We start from the raw sequence: 16,953 nt of genomic DNA, 5'->3' as shown, positions 1-16,953 counted from the left end.
GGGGGGGGGGGGGGGGGGGGGGGGGGGGGGGGGGGGGGGGGGGGGGGGGGGGGGGGGGGGGGGGGGGGGGGGGGGGGGGGGGGGGGGGGGGGGGGGGGGGGGGGGGGGGGGGGGGGGGGGGGCGCCCGGCGGCCGCCTTTCCGACACTGGTGACGTACCGGCGACGGGGGGCACAGACATTGGCGACGCGCGCAGAACCGGCGCAGGCACCGTTACCGGAGCGGCGGCCGGAGCTCGACGCGATCCGGATGCTGGTCGTGATCGGGCTGGTCTTCTTCCATTCGGCGCTCGTGTTCGCTGCCGACGACGACTTCTACGTCAAGAACGCCGAGACCACCGAAGCCATCATGATCATCGCCGGGTTCGGGGTCGTCTGGGCCATGCCGCTGCTGTTCCTCATCTCCGGCCTCGGCGCCTGGCACTCGCTTCAGCGCCGCGGCGCGGGCGGCTTCGCCGGCGAGCGGCTGCTGCGGCTCGGCGTTCCGCTGGTCTTCGCGACGCTCGCGCTGAACCCGCTGCCGCAGTGGCTGCGCCTGCGCTCGGCCGACGCCGACTACCACGAGTCGTACCTCGGCTTCCTGCCCCGCTTCTACGACGTGCACCTGGAGCCCGGGGAGTTCCCCTTCCTCGTCCAGGGCGAGCACTTCGAGACCGGCCATCTTTGGTTCGTCGTGCTCCTCCTGGCGTTCTCCCTCATGCTGGTGCCGTTCCACCGGTGGCTGCCGCGCGAGCACGTCCGCCGCATCGGCGACCGGGTGGCGGAGGCGACCCTGCACCGGCGGGGTCTCGTGTTCCTGCCGGCCCCCGCCTTCGCGGCGATCTGCGCCTTCGCACGGCTGGAGGAGGACTACGCGGGCTGGCACCGCTGGTCGTACCTGCTGTTCTTCGTCGCCGGCTTCGTGCTCGCCACCGACGACCGCTTCCGCACCGTGATGCGGCGCGACGCCGGGACCGCAGCCTGGCTCGGCGCCCTGCTGTTCGCGGCAGCCGGCCCCGGCTTCGCCCTGGCCGACGAGCCCTTCACGGAGATGACCGCCCTGGCCACCGTCTCACGGGCGCTGTTCGGTGCGGCCGGATGGTGTCTGGTCGTCGCCATCCCGGGCCTGCTCGACCGTCGGCGGCGGGAGCAACCGCGTGCGGCGCCGAACCCGACCCCGACGACGCGTCAACGCCTCTACGGCTGTCTCGCCGCAGCCGTGCTGCCGCTGTACGTCCTGCACCAGCCGATCGTGGTCGCCGTCGCCTACTTCGTGGTCGGCTGGTCGGCGCCCATCGTGGTCGAGTACGCCGTGCTCGTGGTGATCGCCCTCATCCTCACCCTCGCCGCGTACGAGCTGCTGGTCCGCCGCACGCGGGTGACCCGCTTCCTGTTCGGGATGCGACCCTAGCGGCGTCTCGAATGTGCCGGTCGTTGCCAGGTTCCGTTGCGCTGCCGGCGGCGGAACAGGTCGTACGCCCGGCCCCGTACTCGGCGGGCATGTCCCGCACGGGATGCGGTACGGGCCCGGAAGTGTACGCCGTCGGTCGGCTGCCGTCGGGTCCGTATCGGTGACCGCCGGGCTTCTTGCCCCTCGGCAACGGCGGCTCCAGCACGCCTGTCGCTCATCCGCCAGATCTGCGCAATTGCCGATCCGATCACTCGTGCGGCCTGGCGCGGCGAGAGACGCGCAGCGCATCGGTCAAGGCCCCGAAAGTCATTGCGGGGTCAAGGGGTGACATAAGTGAACGTGTTACGGTTATGTCCTCGGGCTCGTCGGGACCGCTCGCAGGAGTGGGTTCCTCCTGGAACGGTGGGAAGATGACCGACAACACGGCGCCGAGGCGCCGGGGCAGCGGCAATCCTGCGCCGCAGCCCACGGACTCCTCTCCCCATCGGCCGGTCGACCGTGCCGGCGACGCGACGTCGCAGGGATCGGTCCTTGACGGGGTCGTGCGGGGGCCCGAGGACGTTCGCACGGTGCCGGCACACGCGCGCACTCGGTACGGGCGCCGGGACCTCCTTCACATCTGGGTGACCACGGAGAGAACGGCTTCGTCGGGGACCGCGTATCGGCGGCGGGCGGTGAGCCGATCGCCGCTGCCGTCGGTACCGCGTGTCTCCGGGCTGCTGGGCGAGCGACTTTCAGGGACGCGGTACGCCCGTACATCGCCGCCCCGCAGGCCGACGACAACCTCGACTGAAGGAGAGATCCCATGCCCACGCCAGAATCCATGCGCGCGCTCGTAGCCGGGAAGGTCGGTGAGCCGAACGATGTCCTGCGGCTGGAATCCCGGCCCGTTCCCGTGCCCGAAGCCGGTCAGGCATTGATCCGTGTGAGGGCGACCCCGATCCACGCCAGCGATCTGCATGTGCTGCGCGGGCGCTACGGTTTCACCCCCGAGTTTCCCGCGGTCGGGGGGAACATGGAATGCGTGGGCCGTATCGAGGCCCTGGGCCCGGACACCGAGGGCCTGAAGATCGGTCAGCGCGTGGTGGCCGTGGCGATTCCGGCGGTGCCCGGGCCCCCCGTGGCCGGCACGTGGCAGGAATACCTTGTCGCCGATCCGCGACGGCTCCTGCCGGTCCCCGACGACCTGAGCGACTCCGACGCCTGCCAACTCGCCGTCAACCCGTTGACCGCGCTGCTCCTGGTGACGCGCGAACTCGACGTGCAGCCGGGCGAATGGCTGGTGCAGACGGCCGCGGGCTCCACCGTCGGCCGGCTCGTCATTCAGCTCGCCAAGCATCTGGGTGTCCGCACGATCAACGTTGTCCGGCGGCGCGCTGCCGTCGACGGGATCAAGGCGCTGGGCGGCGACGAGGTCATCTGCACGGAGGACGAGGACCTGGTGCGGCGCGTGGCCGAGATCGCGGGACGGGACGGCGTGCGCAAGGCCGTCGACTGCGTCGCGGGCCACGTGGGCGCCCAGGTCTCCCAAGCGCTGGCTCCCGGTGGCGAGGTCGTGGTCTACGGCGCGCTCTCCACCCATCGGCAGACCGACCCGGCGGCGCTCACGATCCCGCTGTCGGCGCGCTCGGTCATCTACGAGACCAAGGTGGTGCGCGGCTTCTGGCTGAACCGCTGGTTCGGCAGTGCCTCGTCCGAGGAAGCTCTGCGCGCGCTGACCGAGGTCCGCGATCTCGTCGCCGCGGAGGTACTGAGCATCCCCGAAGGCCGGCCTTTCCCGCTGGAGGACTTCGCCGACGCCGTCACGCTCGCCGAAACGCCCGCACGTGGCGCGAAACCACTCTTCGTCTTCGAGGGCGGCCACGACGAGCACGACGGTTAGGGCGCCGCACCCGCCCCGGTGGCCGGCGCGCGCCCAGGACCCTGTGCCGATGGGCCTCGACGACAAGGACGACCGGCGCCGAATCCCCCGTCGCGCACCTGGGCGAACGGCCCGGCAACGACTCGCGGCCTCGCAACGCAGCCGGGGCCTGCCCGATGAATCGGGCAGGCCCCGTAAGGGCGCTGGTTCCCCTTGGCGGTGTCCGCGTACAGCCGCGCCCCGCCCGCGAGAAGCCGTTCAGGCGCGGCCGGCGTCCGACGGGTCGGCATCAACCGAGGGGGCGGCGCAGTACTTCGCGTATTCGGTCCCGGCGAAATGCTCGCCCAGTTTCCGGGAGAAATACTGGAGCATGTGCAGCGGACGGTGGTTCATCACCAGATGCTGCGTCTTCCCCTCGTCGTTCTTGTAGACGACGGCGATATTGGCGATCGGCCTTCCGTCCACCGTGGCCGCGTAGTCCTCGACGAATCCGTTCTCTCCGTACTTGCCGATGTAGATGAAGTCCTGGAATTCGTACAGAGTGCGTGCGTAGGACAGGATCGCGCGAACGTCCTCGGCCCCGTGGACGGTCCCGGTGAAGACCCCGGCCTCGAGCGTCACGTCATCGGCGAGATTGTCCAGCCAGGGAGGGTAGTAGTCCTTGCGCTGCCGAACGGGGTCGCCGCTTCCGAGATATGTCGGTGGCGTCTTGTAAGTCATATCCAAGCCTCCTGTGTCGAGCATCTCCTTCTCCGAACAGAGTCGCCGGACGCGACGGCCGCCGTCCAACGAAAGTCGGAGACCGCGGCCATCTCGCAGAGAGATGGTCGGGGGCCCGTGTGGGATATTGGGAGTGTGGAACTGCGCCAACTCGAGCACTTCGTCACCGTCGCCGAGGAAGCGAACTTCACCCGTGCCGCCGCGCGGTTGCACGTCGTCCAGTCCGCGGTCTCCAGCACGATCAAGAGCCTCGAGCGCGAACTCGGCACGCCGCTGCTGGAACGCACCTCCAAACGCGTGCTGCTCACCGATGCCGGGGCCGCCCTGCTCCCGCGCGCCCATGCCGCCCTCAACGCCGCCCGGGAGGCCGTGGACGCGGTGGCCGAAGTGCGCGGTGGACTGCGCGGCACCCTGCGGCTGGGCACGATGTCCACGGTGGGGCTCGTCGACTTCCCCGCGCTGCTCGGTGCATTCCACCGGCGTCACCCGGGTGTGCTCCTGCAGACCAGCGCCGCCGCCTCCGGCTCCCAGGGCCTGATCGACGCCCTCCTCGAACGGCGCCTCGACCTCGCCTTCGTCTCCCTGCCGGGACCGTACCCGCCAGGCGTCGCGCTGACCGACCTCGTCACCTCGGTGCTCGACCTCGTCGTGCCGGTCGGCCATCCGCTCGCGCAGCGCCGCACCGCGTCGATCACCGATCTGGCCGGCCTGGACTTCGTCGACTTCCCCGAAAGCTACGGCATCCGGACCGTTGCCGACCTGGCCTTCGCCGCCGCCTCCGTGACCCGTCGCGTCGCCCTCGAGATCACCGACGCCCCCACCGGCGTGGCCTACGTCCGCAACGGTCTGGGCGTGGCCCTGCTTCCACGGCCCGCCCTCGCCGAGGCGGAGGACGTCGCCACGCTGACCATCGACGATGCGAACCTGGACTGGCCGTTCTCCCTGGCGGCTCCGTCCGGGCGTACGCCCAGTGCGGCCGCACGTGCCCTGGTCGCGATCACGCACGAGTTCCTCATCTGGCGGGGGTGAGCATCGCCTCGGAGTGTCCGCACGGGGTGCGTCCGCCCGTGCGGCCGGGAACGCCGGCCGTCGGCTTCACGAGAACCCCGGGTGCGGAGTCCCGCTCCGTTACGGCTCCGCATCTGCGGTGGCACCATGCCGAATTCCGATCTTCCAGCGGCTACATGACGCGTCCTCCCGAGCAGAACCGCGTCCAGACGTTCCACCCCGCGCGCGACGTTCGGTGGCGGCCTGCGGAGGCAGCGCGTACTGAGCCTCCTGCCGCGTGTCCCGGGCCCAGCCGTCTCCCCAGCAGGAACAGGTGAACTCGCCCTTCCACTGCCGCCATCGCCGCCCGCCGACACGATGCCCCGGGACAGACGCTCCCGTTCGAGCACACGAATCGCCGCCTTCGCCGCCCCGGGCAGGCCCGGGACATCCCGGTACCGCACCCAGGGTCTTCCCCGGCGGTGTTCCCGTGGTCGCAATGAAGCGGGGTTCCTACGCGGCACGGCCCCTTCGCATGTACGTGATGCACGGCGTCTTCCCGGATCTCACGACCGGCCGGAGGCCACGTCCGCACGGCGTGCCCACGCCCGCAACTTCTTCAGGGCGCGTTCCTTGCGGAGACGGCTCGCCGCCATCTCGCCCGGGCTCGTCATCAGGGCGGTCAGCGGCGTCCATCGCCGGCGCCCGTTGCCGGCGGTCCATCGCACCGCGGGGAAGTCGGTGATCTGCGTGATGCGGGCGCGCTCGATCACGCGCGTGCGCAGGTAGCCGCGGATCACGACCCGCGAGTGCTCATGCGTCACGCCGAGCCGGTACCCCCGCACCGCGAGGGCAGCGAAGCCGATCATGGCGGGGCCTGTCGCGAGCCACGCCGCAGGGGTGTTCGCCTCTGTCGCGAACGCAAGGCAAGGCGCCAGGGGAAAGGCCCCCAGGAAGCCGCTGGCCAGCCGGTACGGCATGGGGAGTGATGGCTGCACGGTGTTCCTCGCGTGATCGGGTCTGCGGCTGGGCCGACGCCGACCCGGACCGGCGCCGGATTATGCCGCAATGGCCCGCCCTTCCCCGCACGGCCCCCGGCAGATCCGCGGTTCCGCGACCCGGTACACGCCGCCGGGCCATCATCGCAAGCGGCTCCGGACGTACAGCGGAAGCCCGCCGTCCACGATGTCGCGCCGAGGCAGGCGCAAGCCGAAGTGCGCCGTGATCACCGACATGCTCAGTCGCGCACCGCGCGGGTCGCGTTGCGGTCCGACGGGGAGTACCCCCGCACGGTTCAGATCCGGGACCAGAAGGTCAGGTGCGGTACCCCACCTCCAGCCCTCCTCACCGATACCGAAGGAACACATGTGGACCCCGTCGCTGTAGTAGGCGAACATCGACGGCGGATGCCAAGGGGTGAGCAGGAAGTTCACGGCCTCGCCCCCGCCGCCGGAGGCGGCTCGCAGGCCCCACTCCGTCGGTCCGGCGGCGTCCCCGTACTCCACGGCGAACGACCAGTCGCCGAGCCGGCCCACCCTCGCGACCGCCAGGATCTCCGGATCGGCGAGCATGTCCGCCGCGTCCTGGGCGGACCCCCACGACACGTCCGGTCGCGGCGCGGCTCCGAGACGCGAGGCCAGGGCGGCCGGTTCGACGTGGCGTGCGAACGTCACGCAATCGACCACGTACGGCTCCAGCAGCCATCCGATGCTCATGCCGCTTCCTCGGCCGCCCCCGCTATCGGGGGACCTCCGTGGCCAGCCGCAGGGCGCGCGCGTCGGCGGCGAGGGAGTCGAGGTCGATCTCGCCGTTGCGTCCCGTCGAGGTGACGGTACCGATGGTGCTCCGGTCGGCCCACACGCAGTAGCCGAGCTTGGCGATGCCCTTGCCGGTCACGGTGACCACCACGCAGTGCATGGGGCCGTCGAAGACGTCGGTGTCGACCTGCCGCCGCGGGCTGTACGCGACCTTCACCTTGATCTTCCCGCCGACCATCGTGCTGACGTCGCTCTCGGTGTGCCGGCGTTCCTCCTCGCCGAACGCGGTGTCGAGAACCTCGTCGGGGGCCAGGTCGATGCGGTCGCGCGCCTGGAAGCCGAAGAAGGACACGTCGCGTTGCTGCGCGGGATCGCGGTAGCTGGTCACGACCGTGGTGGTCTCCGGGATCGACTCGATGAGCTCCTTGAAGGCGCCCGTGTCGTCGTTCCAGTCGTCCATGACCTGCACGATCTCCGGGTCGTCCGCATCCATCCGCTCCATGCCCCGGAACTCGTCGCGCGGCACCAACCGGTACGTGGCGGCCGACGGCAGGGCCGCGGCGACGGTGTCGTGGGCCCAGGGGCCGGCGTCGGTGAAGGCGCCGACGCCGAAGCCCGCCAGCAGGCCGAGCGCGAGGAAGAGCACACGGCGGGACGTGCGCCGCCCGTTCCTCACGGGGCCGGTAGGCCGCGGAGCCCAGGAAACCCGGGGGGTGCCCGCCTCCGCGGCCCCGGCAGCCCCCTGCACGGAATCGACGGAGGGCCGGTCAGCCGGCGACGGCCGGGGATCGCCGCCGACCGGTGCCACCTCGGGATCCGTGGTCCCCGCTTGCTCGCCGCTCATGGCAGTCCCCTCCCCAGTGACCCAATCGCGTCCGAACATCAGAGCGGCCGCGACATCGTCGCGTCAACGATCTTTTATCCGGGCCTCGGTCTTTGCTCGCACTACGCCCCGAAAGATCCCTGCGTTCCGTAGCCTCTCCTTGCGACATCGGCGGACGAGCGGCGGCCGTACGACGGGCCGGGGCAGGGGGGGACGCGTGGATCACCTGATCGCACTGGACGGGCACGGCCGCATGGTCCCCACCGACCGGGAGGCTCTGACCCGGGCGGTGGCCGATCTGCTCGACGGTGCCCCCGACCGAGCCGCGCCGCTGCGTCGCGCGGGTGTGGGTCTCCTGGTGCTGGGCCGCCGTGAGGAGGCCATCAGCGTGCTGGAACAGGCGTTGGCTCTTGCCGATGACCGGGTGGCCGTCGCCGTCCACCTCAACCTGGGAGACGCCCACCGCTACGGCGGTGACCTGGAGGCCGCGGAGCCCCACTACCGACGGGCCCTCCACCTCTGCCAAGCCCACGCCCCGGACATGCTCTCCTTCTGCTTCCAGCACCTGGGCAAGCAGCGCCTCGACCAGGGGCGTACGGATGAGGCCCGGGCCCTGCTGGAGAAGGCGCTGTGCCTGCGGCGCGCCATGGGGGACCCCTCGCTCACGACCGCAACGCAGACCGCGCTGCGCCTGGTCGACGAGGCGGAAGCCCGGGCGGAGGCAGCCGCCGCGGTCACAGCCGGACCGTGACCAGGGCGATGTCGTCGGCGCCGCCGCGGCTGAGGCCGAGGCGGTCGAGGACGGCGTCGGCGAGGGGCTCGGCGCCGAGGCGGGCTTCCGCGGTGAGCGCGTCGGTGAGGCGGGTCAGGCCGACGTCGATGTCCTCGCCGCGGCGCTCGATGAGCCCATCGGTGTACAGCACGAGCGCGTCGCCCGGCACGTAGGGCACGCGTGCCTGGGGCCGTGCCGCCTGGCACGGTCCCGCACCGAGGGGCGGGTCGGTGGCCTCGTCGAGCAGCACGCAGCGCCCGTCGGTCCGCAGCAGAACCGGCGGTGGATGACCCGCGCTGCTGTAGGTGATCTCCCGGCTCTTCCGCATGATCAGGACGCTCACGGCCGTGGTGGCCAGGGCCCCCTCGACGCTGCGGGCGTACTGCCCGAGGATCTCCAGGGCCCGCGCCGGTCCGGGGGCGGTGCGCGTCGCCGCGCTGAGGGCGCTGCGCAGCATGCCCATGACGCTCGCCGCCTGCAACCCGTGGCCGACGACGTCGCCGACCGCGACCGCGAAGCGGTCGTCGGGCAGGTCGACCACGTCGTACCAGTCCCCGCACACGTTCAGCGAGCCCGCGGCCGGCAGGTAGCGCACGGCGACGTCGCCGTGCTGGGCGAGGTCCGGCGAGTGGAGCATGGCGTCCTGCAGCGTCAGCGCGACCTGGCGTTCCCGGGCGTGCGCCCGCCGCAGCTCCTCGTTGAGCACCTGCAACTCGCGGGCCCGCACGTACAGTTCCGCCTCCATGACCTGTTCCCGGGCGCTCAGCCGCCCGCCCTTCGGTACGTGGCGGTGACGGCGGGCCTGCACAAAGGCGGTCACGTCCTCCACCCGGTGGATGATCCAGGACACGGTGCCGTCGGGTGCGAGGACCGGGGTGTTGATCGGACTCCACCAGCGCTCCTCGAAGGCGCCGGGCCGGGACACCACCGGGATGTCGTACTTCTGCGGGGCCATGGTGTCGGACGTGCGGAAGGCCAGGACCCGTTCCAGCGAGGCGCTGAGGTTCCGGACCCCGTCCGCGTGGGGATCGGCGGGGTTGTCGGGGAACGCGTCGAAGAGGTACTGGCCGAGCAGGTCGTCGCGGGTCCGGCCGGTGGCCTCCAGGTAGGCCTGGTTGACCCCCACGATCATGAACCGGGGATCCAGGACCAGGCACGGGCTCGGTGTGGCCGCGAACAGCGCCGCGTAGTCGATGTCCGCTGCCGGCGCCGTTCTCCGGCCGTCGCCGGTGCCTGACAGGCCCACTCATCCAATTTATGTCCGATTCATGCAGTGTGCCGTGCCACCCGCCGCACGGGCGTCCGCCTCATTCACGCGGCCACACCCCCCGCTGCAACCGGCGCAGCAGAAGGCCCCCGGCGCGCGGGGCCGGCCGGCGCGGGACCGGCCCGCCCGGGCCGCCCCGCACGGTGTCGCGGATGCGCGTGAGCACGGCGAACCGTTCCCTGCGGGTGTGCGCCGCCCGGTCCAGCTCCTCCATCAGGCGCTGCGAGCGGTGCTCGGGGGTCAGTTCGTCGAGGATCCGGTCCACCTCGGCCAGGACGGCACCGTGCAACTGCCAGGCGTGCGGATGCTCGCGCACCCGGTCCAGCAGCAGCTGCGCGACGTTGTCCCGGCTCGCGCGGGCGGCGCTGAGTTCGGCCGCCAGCCGCTCCTCGGCCTCCTCGGCGTTCCGGCTCACCTGTGTGGTCACCAGGACGGCGAAGCTCACCAGGGCACCGCCGAGGTGGGCGAAGAGCTGCTCCATGACCACCGCCACGTCCCAGGCGAACAGCGGCTCGTCCTCACCCCGCCGCCTGGCCAGGTCCGTCAGCGAGCGGGTCAGCACGCGGAGCACGACGACGCAGATCTCCAGCGTGTCCAGCCCGGTCCGCAGCACCACGCGGGACAGCAGTCCCTCCTTGACCCGCGGGTTGAGGCGCAGGCTGTCCTCGGCCCGGCGCAGTGCGACGTCGACCTCGGAGACGTCCTGGTCCAGCCGGCGTGCCTCGTGCAGCCGGGCCTCGGCGTGCTCCACGGCGGTGGGCACGTCCAGTTCCTCCGAGACGCGCAGCAGCAGGTGCCGCATGCGGCGGGCCAGGTCCTCGATGGACTCGCCCGCGGTGCCGACCCACACGGGCGGGGCGAACAGGAAGTTGAGCAGCAGGCCCACGCCCGCCCCGATCAGCGTCTCCAGTACCCGGTCCCATGCCTGGTGCGCCAGTTGGCTCACGCCGAGGACCAGCATGGCGCTGATCGCGACCTCGTTGACGAACTCGTCGACCCGCACGAACTGACCGACCACCAGCGCCGCGAGGACGACGAGGCCGAGGCTCCACCAGGTCAGGCCCACCAGCGCGCTGAAACCGACGGCGAGCAGCACCCCCACCACGACGGAGTTCACCCGGCGGATTCCGGTGGTGATCGTCGAGTAGAGGGTGACCTGGACGACGAGCAGCGCGGTGAGGGGTGCGGTGAGCGGCGCCGCCTCCGTGCTGATCCGGAGCGCGATGACGTAGGAGATGGTCGCCGCCACGGTGGCGCGCAGGGTCAGGGTGACGACGGGGTCCCTGCCGCGCTTGAGCAGCGCGGCGACGGCTTCACGTGCAGGCATCCCCTGACCTTGCCCGCACCGCCCGTTCGTACACCCGGCCTGGGCACATGCCCGAGGAATATGGGGCGACACGGACAGCGCCGGGGCGGGGGCACGTGGCCCCCGCCCCGGCGCGGCCGGGCGGTGTCGCGCGAAGCGGCGTCAGTTCTGCGAGGCCGGTCCGGACGGCATGTACTCCTGCCCGTCGTACACCGGGGGCACCGTGGGCAGACCGAGGGCGATCGGTGCGTCGGGCATTCCGGCGCCCTGCCGCATGTGGTCCGCGCCCGGCACGGGCCGGCTGGCCGTGCGGAGCAGCGCCATGAGGTGGTCTGCGCGTTCGGCGGTCCGCGGGTGCGGGGAGCTGCGCAGCTGGTCGTGGTGGGCGAGCAGCAGCGCCGCCAGACCGGTGAGGTGCGCGGCGGCCAGCGCGGTCCCGTCGGCGACGGAGTAGCCGTTGCCCGGCACCGTGGTGACGATGGCCGCGCCGGGGGCGATCAGGTCGACCCCCGGCCCGACCGGCGTGAAGGGGGCGGGGAACGGGCCCGGCCACGGCGGCTGGACCGCGGCCACCGGGCTGCCGGGCGGGTAGGTGCCGGTGTGCGCCAGCGCGCCGACCGCGAGCACGGTGGGCAGGGCCGCGAGCGGCGTGATCGCCGCGCTCGTGTCGCCGGCGGGCGCGATGACGGCGATACCGGCCGCGTGGGCGTCCAGCAGCTTCCACGCGACGAGCTGCGAGGGCTGACCGAACGCCAGGTTGATCTGGGCCAGGTCGATGTCGTGGGTGACGCAGCGGTCGATCGCGTCGAGCAGGTCGCTGACCCGGCCGCCCGGGAACAGCTTGAGGGCGTGGAGCTCGGCGTCGGCCGCGATGCCCGTCATGCCGTTGCGGTTGTCGGCCGCCGCCACGACCCCGGCGCAGCGGGTGCCGTGCCCGGTCGCGTCGGACTGCCATCCGTCGTCCTCGGCACCCGGGGTGAAGTCGGCACCGTGCCAGACGGTGTCCTTCAGGTCCGGGTGGTGGGCGTCGACGCCGGAGTCCAGCAGGGCGATGCGGATACCGTGCCCGCGGTACGTCGGCGGGATCTGGTGGAGGCGCATCGCCTGGGTGCCCCAGCCGACCAGCGGCTGGTCGGGGAAGCCCTCGAAGGTGTCCGCCAAGGCCAGGACCTCGACCGCCAGTTCCGTGGACTGCGCCGCGTCGTCGAGCAGCTGCGGGCGCCCGGTGCGCGTCGGCCAGTAGCCGCCGACCGGGCGGACGAACAGCGAGCGCAAAGTGGCGGGGGTGTCGGCGGGAAGCGTCAGACGCGCGCGGCCGTCGGCCCCGGTGACCGCGTACGAGGTCATGCTCGTGCCCGTGGCCCACACCTCGGCGCCGCCCACGGACTGCCCGTCGCTGCCGGTGACGCGCACGGTCAGCTGGTGGGGCTCGCCCAGGGTGACGCCGATCGCGGGGTCGGCGGCCGGTGCCGCCAGGGCCGCGGGGGCCGGGGCGGACGGGTAGGACAGCGGCTGGTCGGACTCCACCACGATCTGCGGGTTGGCGGCCAGCGCCTGGGCCCGCTCGTGGGGCATGGCGACGACCGCGACCGCCGGGCACATCGGCAGCGGACCGGCGATGGCGCCGAGCCCGCGGGCCCGGGACGGCCGCACCTGGCGCAGCGGCTCGACGTCCGGGTCCTCCTCCAGCAGCTCGAACAGGGCGGACGCCTCGATCGGCGGCACGCCGCCGGGCAGCCAGGAGACGGGCTTCGGTGCGACGAGGTAGCGCCCCCAGCCGCTGCGGGTCTGCCGGGTGCTGTCGCGCCCGGGGGTCTGCCGGAACGGCTGTCCGGTGCCCCGGTTCTGGTCCTGGTCGTGCTCCTGCCGGGCGTTCGTCGCCCCACTGGTCTGCGACTCCCGCGGGCCGCCGGTCTCGGGCGCGGGGCCCGTTTTGCGGCCACCGTTCCTCGAGCCGCCGGACCCCTTCGCCGCGGCGCCGTTGCCGTGCTGCTCGCTCATCACTCCGCCTTCACCCTTGTCGCTCCTGCATGTCCACCCTCAACAACCGGCCGCGCGGTCCGGTGCCGGACGCGCCCGGCCGTGGTGACGGCCCCGGCCGGGCGGGAACACCGAGGTGTCCCGCCCGGCCGGGAAGCCGATCAGATGCCCACGGGGGACATCTGCGCGTAGCCGTACTGCGGCTGGCCGAAGTGGTGCTGGCCGTACGCGGCCTGGTTGCCCTGGCCGAACTGACCGAACTGGCCGTACTGCTGGCCCTGCTGGCCCTGGCAGTTCTGCGCGAGAACGGCGTGCACGACGGGGGCGACCCGACGGGCACACTCGGTCACGACGGCGCTCCAGGCGTGCGGGGGGATCTGGCCCTGGGCCTGGATACCCATCGCGATCTGCGGGTCGACGCGCATCTGCTCGACGACCGCGGACACGGCGGTGGCGGCGGAACGCAGCGCCACCTCCGTCACCAGGAGCGGCAGCTGCTGCTGACCCTGCCCGTTGCCGTACTGGCCGTACTGCTGGAACGCCCCGTGCTGCTGGCCCCAGGCCTGCTGGCCCAGACCCTGCTGGGACGCCCACGGCTGCTGCTGGCCCCAGGCCTGCTGGCCGAACTGCTGGGCGTACGGCTGCTGCTGCCCGAACTGCTGGGGGGTGTAGACCGACATCAAACTCCTCCTTGGGAGATGTGTGCGAGAGGGGAAACGCGGCGGCGAAGCGGACGTGGGTCAGGGCCGGTCCGCCGCCATGGGCAGCAAACCATCACGGGATGAAAACCGCTTCTTATGACATACCGCCATATGCCTCGGCGTCCCCTGGGTGGCCCACTCCGGCCCTTCGGTTGTCATCCGTCCGGCCTACCTCGCGGGCCCGGGATCGCATTCCGGGCCAATGGGTGGCGGACGGTCACGGGCCGCCGGGGCGGAGGCCCCGGACCTGGAACGAGGCCGGGAGCGGGTCGAGTTCGGGGCTGGGCATCACCGGTCCGGTGCGGCCGGGCCGGGGGCGGGCGGCGCCGGTGATGGCAGGTGGGACGGGCGCGTCAGGGTTGGGGGAGCGCCCGGCGTTCGACTTGCGGGGCGCGGGCCACGTGCCGCATAGGCCGAACGGGCGATGCGGCACGTGGCCCGCAACCAGGGGAGGCTCCGGTGGCCGTCGACCGTCGTCGTGGCACCGGAGCCCCCTGGGCCGTGGCTACCGCTCCCGTGTCAGATGCTCAGCCCGCCGTCGACGGTGAGCAGCGCGCCCGTGATGAACGCGGCGTTCTCGCTCGCGAGGAAGGCCACCGCCTTCGCGACATCGCCGGTGGCACCGAAGCGCCCGAGGGGCGTCATGGCCACCTGGTTGGCCGCGAACGGGCCGTCCGCGGGATTCATGTCCGTGTCGGTCGCGCCGGGCTGCACGACATTGACGGTGATGCCGCGCGGGCCGAAGTCGCGCGCCCATCCGCGGGCGAGCTGGTCGATCGCCGCTTTGCTCGCCGCGTACTCGGCGACGCCGGCGGCGGGAATGCGGTGGGCGACGATGCTTCCCACCAGGACGACGCGCCCCCCGTCGGAGAGGAAACGTGCGGCGGAATGCGTGGTGGCAATGGTGCCCATGACATTGGTGGCCATCATCTGCTGGATTCCCGCGAGATCGTCCGGCCGTCCGACTTCGCCCATGACGGCGACGCCCGCGGAGTTCACCAGCACGTCGATCCTGCCGCCCCATTGCTCGGCGGCCTGTTCGACGGCGGTCACCGCTTCATGGGGAACCGACTGGTCCGCCTGCAATGCGAATGCCTTCGCCCCCAGGGCGGCCAGTTCGGCCACGACCTCCTCCGCCCGTTCGCGCGACGTCCGGTAGGTGATGGCGACATTCGCCCCCTCGCGCGCCAGTTCGCGGGCGATCTCGGCACCGATACCCCGTGATCCTCCCGTCACGAGCGCGGTCCGTCCTGTCAGAGTCTCGGGCATGGCGATGTCTCCTTGTGCTGGTCAGCCGGATTGCACGTACTCGGCCGACGCTAAGGATTGACGCTAGTGTCAAGGTCAAGCACGTCACCGGCGTGACGGTCGGCACTGAGCGGGTTCGTGCCCATGAGACGGAGATATTCGTCGATGGCGCTGCGATTGCGCGAGAGCACCTCGATGCGGCGGTCGATGTTGTGGATGTGCTGCCGCAGTGCGGCGACCTCTTCCTGGTCCAGAGGCTCGCAGGAGGGCGTGGAATCGCATTCCTGGTGCCCGAGCCAGGGAAGCACGGTACGGACGAGGCGCGTGGGAAGTCCCGACTCGATCAGTTCCCGCAGCTGAATGACCAGCCCGACCGTCGCTTTCCCGTACAGCCGGTACCCGTTTCCTCCGCGGCCGGAAGTGAGCAGCCCTTGCTGCTCGTAATAGCGGAGCATGCGGGGGGTGACTCCCGCTTTTTCGGCGAGCTCGCCGATCGTCATCACGGTGGCGCCTTTCTCCATGAGCCCGGGTGCGTCCCCCGTTCGTCCGGGCCCGGTGGGTCCGTCGCCGGGCGGTGCGTTCGGGGCCGTGGAAAAAGCTAAACCTTTCCATTAATGTGAAGGTCAAGGCGGTGGCGAGGCCGCCCCCGGGCCCCCACCGCAGGAGAGCGATGTGAAGATCGGAGACCTGGCCGCGAGGACGGGCGTCGCGCCGCGACTGCTTCGCTACTACGAAGAGGTCGGCATCCTGCACCCGTTCCGCAGCAGCAACGGATACCGCACCTACGGCGAGCCCGCCGTCGACCGGGTACTGCAGATCCGCGAGCTTCTCGAAGCCGGCCTCACGACGCAGATGATCCGCGAGGTCCTGCCCTGCCTCGACGCCACGAAGGAGGGCACGGAGCCGCCGGACTGCCTGGCGGAAAGGGATCTGGACGGGCTGCGACGCCAGCTCGGCAGCATCGAACGACGCATCGACGCGCTGCAGCGCAACCGGCAGGCGATCCGGATGTACCTGCGCGCCTGGGAGGACGCCGCCGCTGCCGCCACCCCCGCGACCGCGACGGGCGGCGGGAATCCCCCGGGTCCCGCCGCCGACCGGTAATCCGATCGCCCGCGCGGGGGGCCTGCGACGACAATGCCGTGGTCGGGTCGTCGTCGAAGGAGCGCAACGCAATGAGCAGTCCGCAGCATGCCCACGCGAGTCTGGACGGACTGGTGCTGGGCGACGCCTTCGGCGACAGCTGGTTCACGCTCTCCCACGAACCCGTCGAGGAGCAGTGGGCCGCGCGGGAGCTCCGTCCCGCGCCGTGGCCGTGGACGGACGACTCCGCCATGGCCTTCGTGCTCTTCGCGCACCTCATGAGGCACGGGGAGGTGCGCCCGGACGGCCTGGCCCGGGAGTTCGCCGCCGAGTACGCCCGGGATCCGGCGCGCAAGTACGGTGCGTCCATGCACGGCGTGCTGCGCCGCATCGGTGAGGGCGAGGACTGGCGGGCGGTCACCACGGCGCAGTTCGGCGGCCAGGGTTCGCACGGCAACGGTGCGGCGATGCGGGTCGCCCCGCTGGGCGCCTGGTTCCGCGACGACATGGCGGCCGCCGCCCGGCAGGGCGGGCTCTCCGCGTCGACCACGCACGCCCACCCGGAGGCGGCCGCGGGCGCCGCGGCCGTGGCGGTGGCCGCCGCACTGGCGGCCGCCGGCGCGGAGCAGGACGCCCCGCCGCGGTCCGCCTTCCTGCGCGAGGTCGCCTCCCACGTGCCGGACAGCGATGTCCGCTCCGGGCTGCTGGTCGCCGCCCACTTCCCCGAGCACACCTCGGTCCGCCACGCGGCGTCCGTGCTGGGCTCGGGCACGCGGATGTCGGCCGGGGACACGGTGCCGTTCGCCCTGTGGGCCGCGGCGGGGCACCTGGACGACCTGCCCGAGGCGCTGTGGCAGACCGTCGCCGGATGGGGCGACCGCGACACCACGTGCGCCATCGCCGGCGGCGTCGTCGCCTCCCGCACGGGCACGTCCGCCGTCCCGGCCGCCTGGCTGCGGGCCCGCGAACCCATTCCGGCATGGAGCCGCTGGGCCGCCCCGTCGGCGGCTCGGCAGGGCGCCACATAGTCCGGGGGGAGCGGGGCGAACGGCTCGCGCCG

The 16,953-nt window shown here is 72.3% G+C and carries 16 protein-coding genes; 6 read left to right on the top strand and 10 right to left on the bottom strand.

The annotated features are described in order from the left end of the window. The first annotated feature begins 149 nt into the window (after positions 1-149). Together PV364_RS02215 and PV364_RS02210 are read left to right on the top strand one after the other, a co-directional pair. The gene (locus PV364_RS02215; protein ID WP_319657836.1) at positions 150-1,388 is read left to right on the top strand and encodes an acyltransferase; all 1,239 of its coding nucleotides are present in this window, start codon (positions 150-152) and stop codon (positions 1,386-1,388) included. An 805-nt stretch (positions 1,389-2,193) separates the two neighbouring features. Then, on the top strand, positions 2,194-3,270 hold the full coding sequence (locus PV364_RS02210) for a zinc-dependent alcohol dehydrogenase family protein (protein ID WP_319657835.1): 1,077 nt from the start codon (positions 2,194-2,196) through the stop codon (positions 3,268-3,270). Between the two features lie 237 nt (positions 3,271-3,507). Here PV364_RS02210 and PV364_RS02205 read toward each other — a convergent pair whose 3' ends face one another. After that, positions 3,508-3,969 carry a hypothetical protein gene (locus tag PV364_RS02205; RefSeq protein WP_319657834.1) on the bottom strand — a complete coding sequence of 154 codons (462 nt, stop codon included), beginning with the start codon at positions 3,967-3,969 and terminating at the stop codon, positions 3,508-3,510. A 135-nt stretch (positions 3,970-4,104) separates the two neighbouring features. Between PV364_RS02205 and PV364_RS02200 the strand changes: the two genes are divergently transcribed. Then, positions 4,105-4,998, top strand: coding sequence for a LysR family transcriptional regulator (locus PV364_RS02200; RefSeq protein WP_319657833.1), 894 nt, complete (start codon positions 4,105-4,107; stop codon positions 4,996-4,998). A 524-nt stretch (positions 4,999-5,522) separates the two neighbouring features. Here the strand turns inward: PV364_RS02200 and PV364_RS02195 are convergent. The 3 genes from PV364_RS02195 to PV364_RS02185 all read right to left on the bottom strand — a co-directional run bounded on the left by PV364_RS02195 (position 5,523) and on the right by PV364_RS02185 (position 7,389). Beyond that, on the bottom strand, positions 5,523-5,936 hold the full coding sequence (locus PV364_RS02195; protein WP_319657832.1) for a hypothetical protein: 414 nt from the start codon (positions 5,934-5,936) through the stop codon (positions 5,523-5,525). Positions 5,937-6,095: 159 nt separating this feature from the next. Continuing rightward, positions 6,096-6,671 carry a DUF6461 domain-containing protein gene (locus PV364_RS02190; protein WP_319657831.1) on the bottom strand — a complete coding sequence of 192 codons (576 nt, stop codon included), beginning with the start codon at positions 6,669-6,671 and terminating at the stop codon, positions 6,096-6,098. A 22-nt stretch (positions 6,672-6,693) separates the two neighbouring features. After that, positions 6,694-7,389: a hypothetical protein gene (locus tag PV364_RS02185; RefSeq protein WP_319657830.1), complete on the bottom strand. Its 696-nt coding sequence runs from the start codon at positions 7,387-7,389 to the stop codon at positions 6,694-6,696. Between the two features lie 364 nt (positions 7,390-7,753). Between PV364_RS02185 and PV364_RS02180 the strand changes: the two genes are divergently transcribed. Beyond that, the gene (locus PV364_RS02180) at positions 7,754-8,287 is read left to right on the top strand and encodes a tetratricopeptide repeat protein (protein WP_319657829.1); all 534 of its coding nucleotides are present in this window, start codon (positions 7,754-7,756) and stop codon (positions 8,285-8,287) included. Here PV364_RS02180 and PV364_RS02175 read toward each other — a convergent pair. The 6 genes from PV364_RS02175 to PV364_RS02150 form a co-directional block, all read right to left on the bottom strand. Further along, positions 8,271-9,554, bottom strand: a complete 1,284-nt coding sequence (locus PV364_RS02175; protein WP_319657828.1) for a PP2C family protein-serine/threonine phosphatase — start codon at positions 9,552-9,554, stop codon at positions 8,271-8,273. The genes PV364_RS02180 and PV364_RS02175 overlap by 17 nt on opposite strands. A 61-nt stretch (positions 9,555-9,615) precedes the next feature. After that, positions 9,616-10,902, bottom strand: coding sequence for an FUSC family protein (locus tag PV364_RS02170; protein WP_319657827.1), 1,287 nt, complete (start codon positions 10,900-10,902; stop codon positions 9,616-9,618). A 141-nt stretch (positions 10,903-11,043) separates the two neighbouring features. Then, the gene (locus PV364_RS02165) at positions 11,044-12,882 is read right to left on the bottom strand and encodes a S8 family serine peptidase (RefSeq protein ID WP_319657826.1); all 1,839 of its coding nucleotides are present in this window, start codon (positions 12,880-12,882) and stop codon (positions 11,044-11,046) included. A 140-nt stretch (positions 12,883-13,022) separates the two neighbouring features. Beyond that, positions 13,023-13,541: a hypothetical protein gene (locus tag PV364_RS02160; RefSeq protein WP_319657825.1), complete on the bottom strand. Its 519-nt coding sequence runs from the start codon at positions 13,539-13,541 to the stop codon at positions 13,023-13,025. A gap of 540 nt (positions 13,542-14,081) precedes the next feature. Continuing rightward, entirely contained in the window at positions 14,082-14,831 is a 750-nt protein-coding gene (locus PV364_RS02155) for an SDR family NAD(P)-dependent oxidoreductase (protein ID WP_319657823.1), read from the bottom strand. 50 nt (positions 14,832-14,881) lie between these two features. Continuing rightward, positions 14,882-15,310 (bottom strand): MerR family DNA-binding transcriptional regulator, encoded by a 429-nt coding sequence (locus PV364_RS02150; RefSeq protein ID WP_319657822.1) that lies wholly within the window; start codon positions 15,308-15,310, stop codon positions 14,882-14,884. A 172-nt stretch (positions 15,311-15,482) separates the two neighbouring features. Between PV364_RS02150 and PV364_RS02145 the strand changes: the two genes are divergently transcribed. Both PV364_RS02145 and PV364_RS02140 read left to right on the top strand, forming a co-directional pair. Continuing rightward, positions 15,483-15,914 (top strand): MerR family transcriptional regulator, encoded by a 432-nt coding sequence (locus PV364_RS02145; protein WP_319657821.1) that lies wholly within the window; start codon positions 15,483-15,485, stop codon positions 15,912-15,914. A gap of 71 nt (positions 15,915-15,985) precedes the next feature. Further along, the gene (locus PV364_RS02140) at positions 15,986-16,921 is read left to right on the top strand and encodes an ADP-ribosylglycohydrolase family protein (RefSeq protein ID WP_319657820.1); all 936 of its coding nucleotides are present in this window, start codon (positions 15,986-15,988) and stop codon (positions 16,919-16,921) included. Positions 16,922-16,953: the final 32 nt, after the last annotated feature.

Source organism: Streptomyces sp. MI02-7b (assembly GCF_033793585.1).
GTDB lineage: Bacteria > Actinomycetota > Actinomycetes > Streptomycetales > Streptomycetaceae > Actinacidiphila.
Note: the sequence above shows the minus strand (reverse complement) of the source record. Positions and strands in the feature narration are given on the sequence as shown.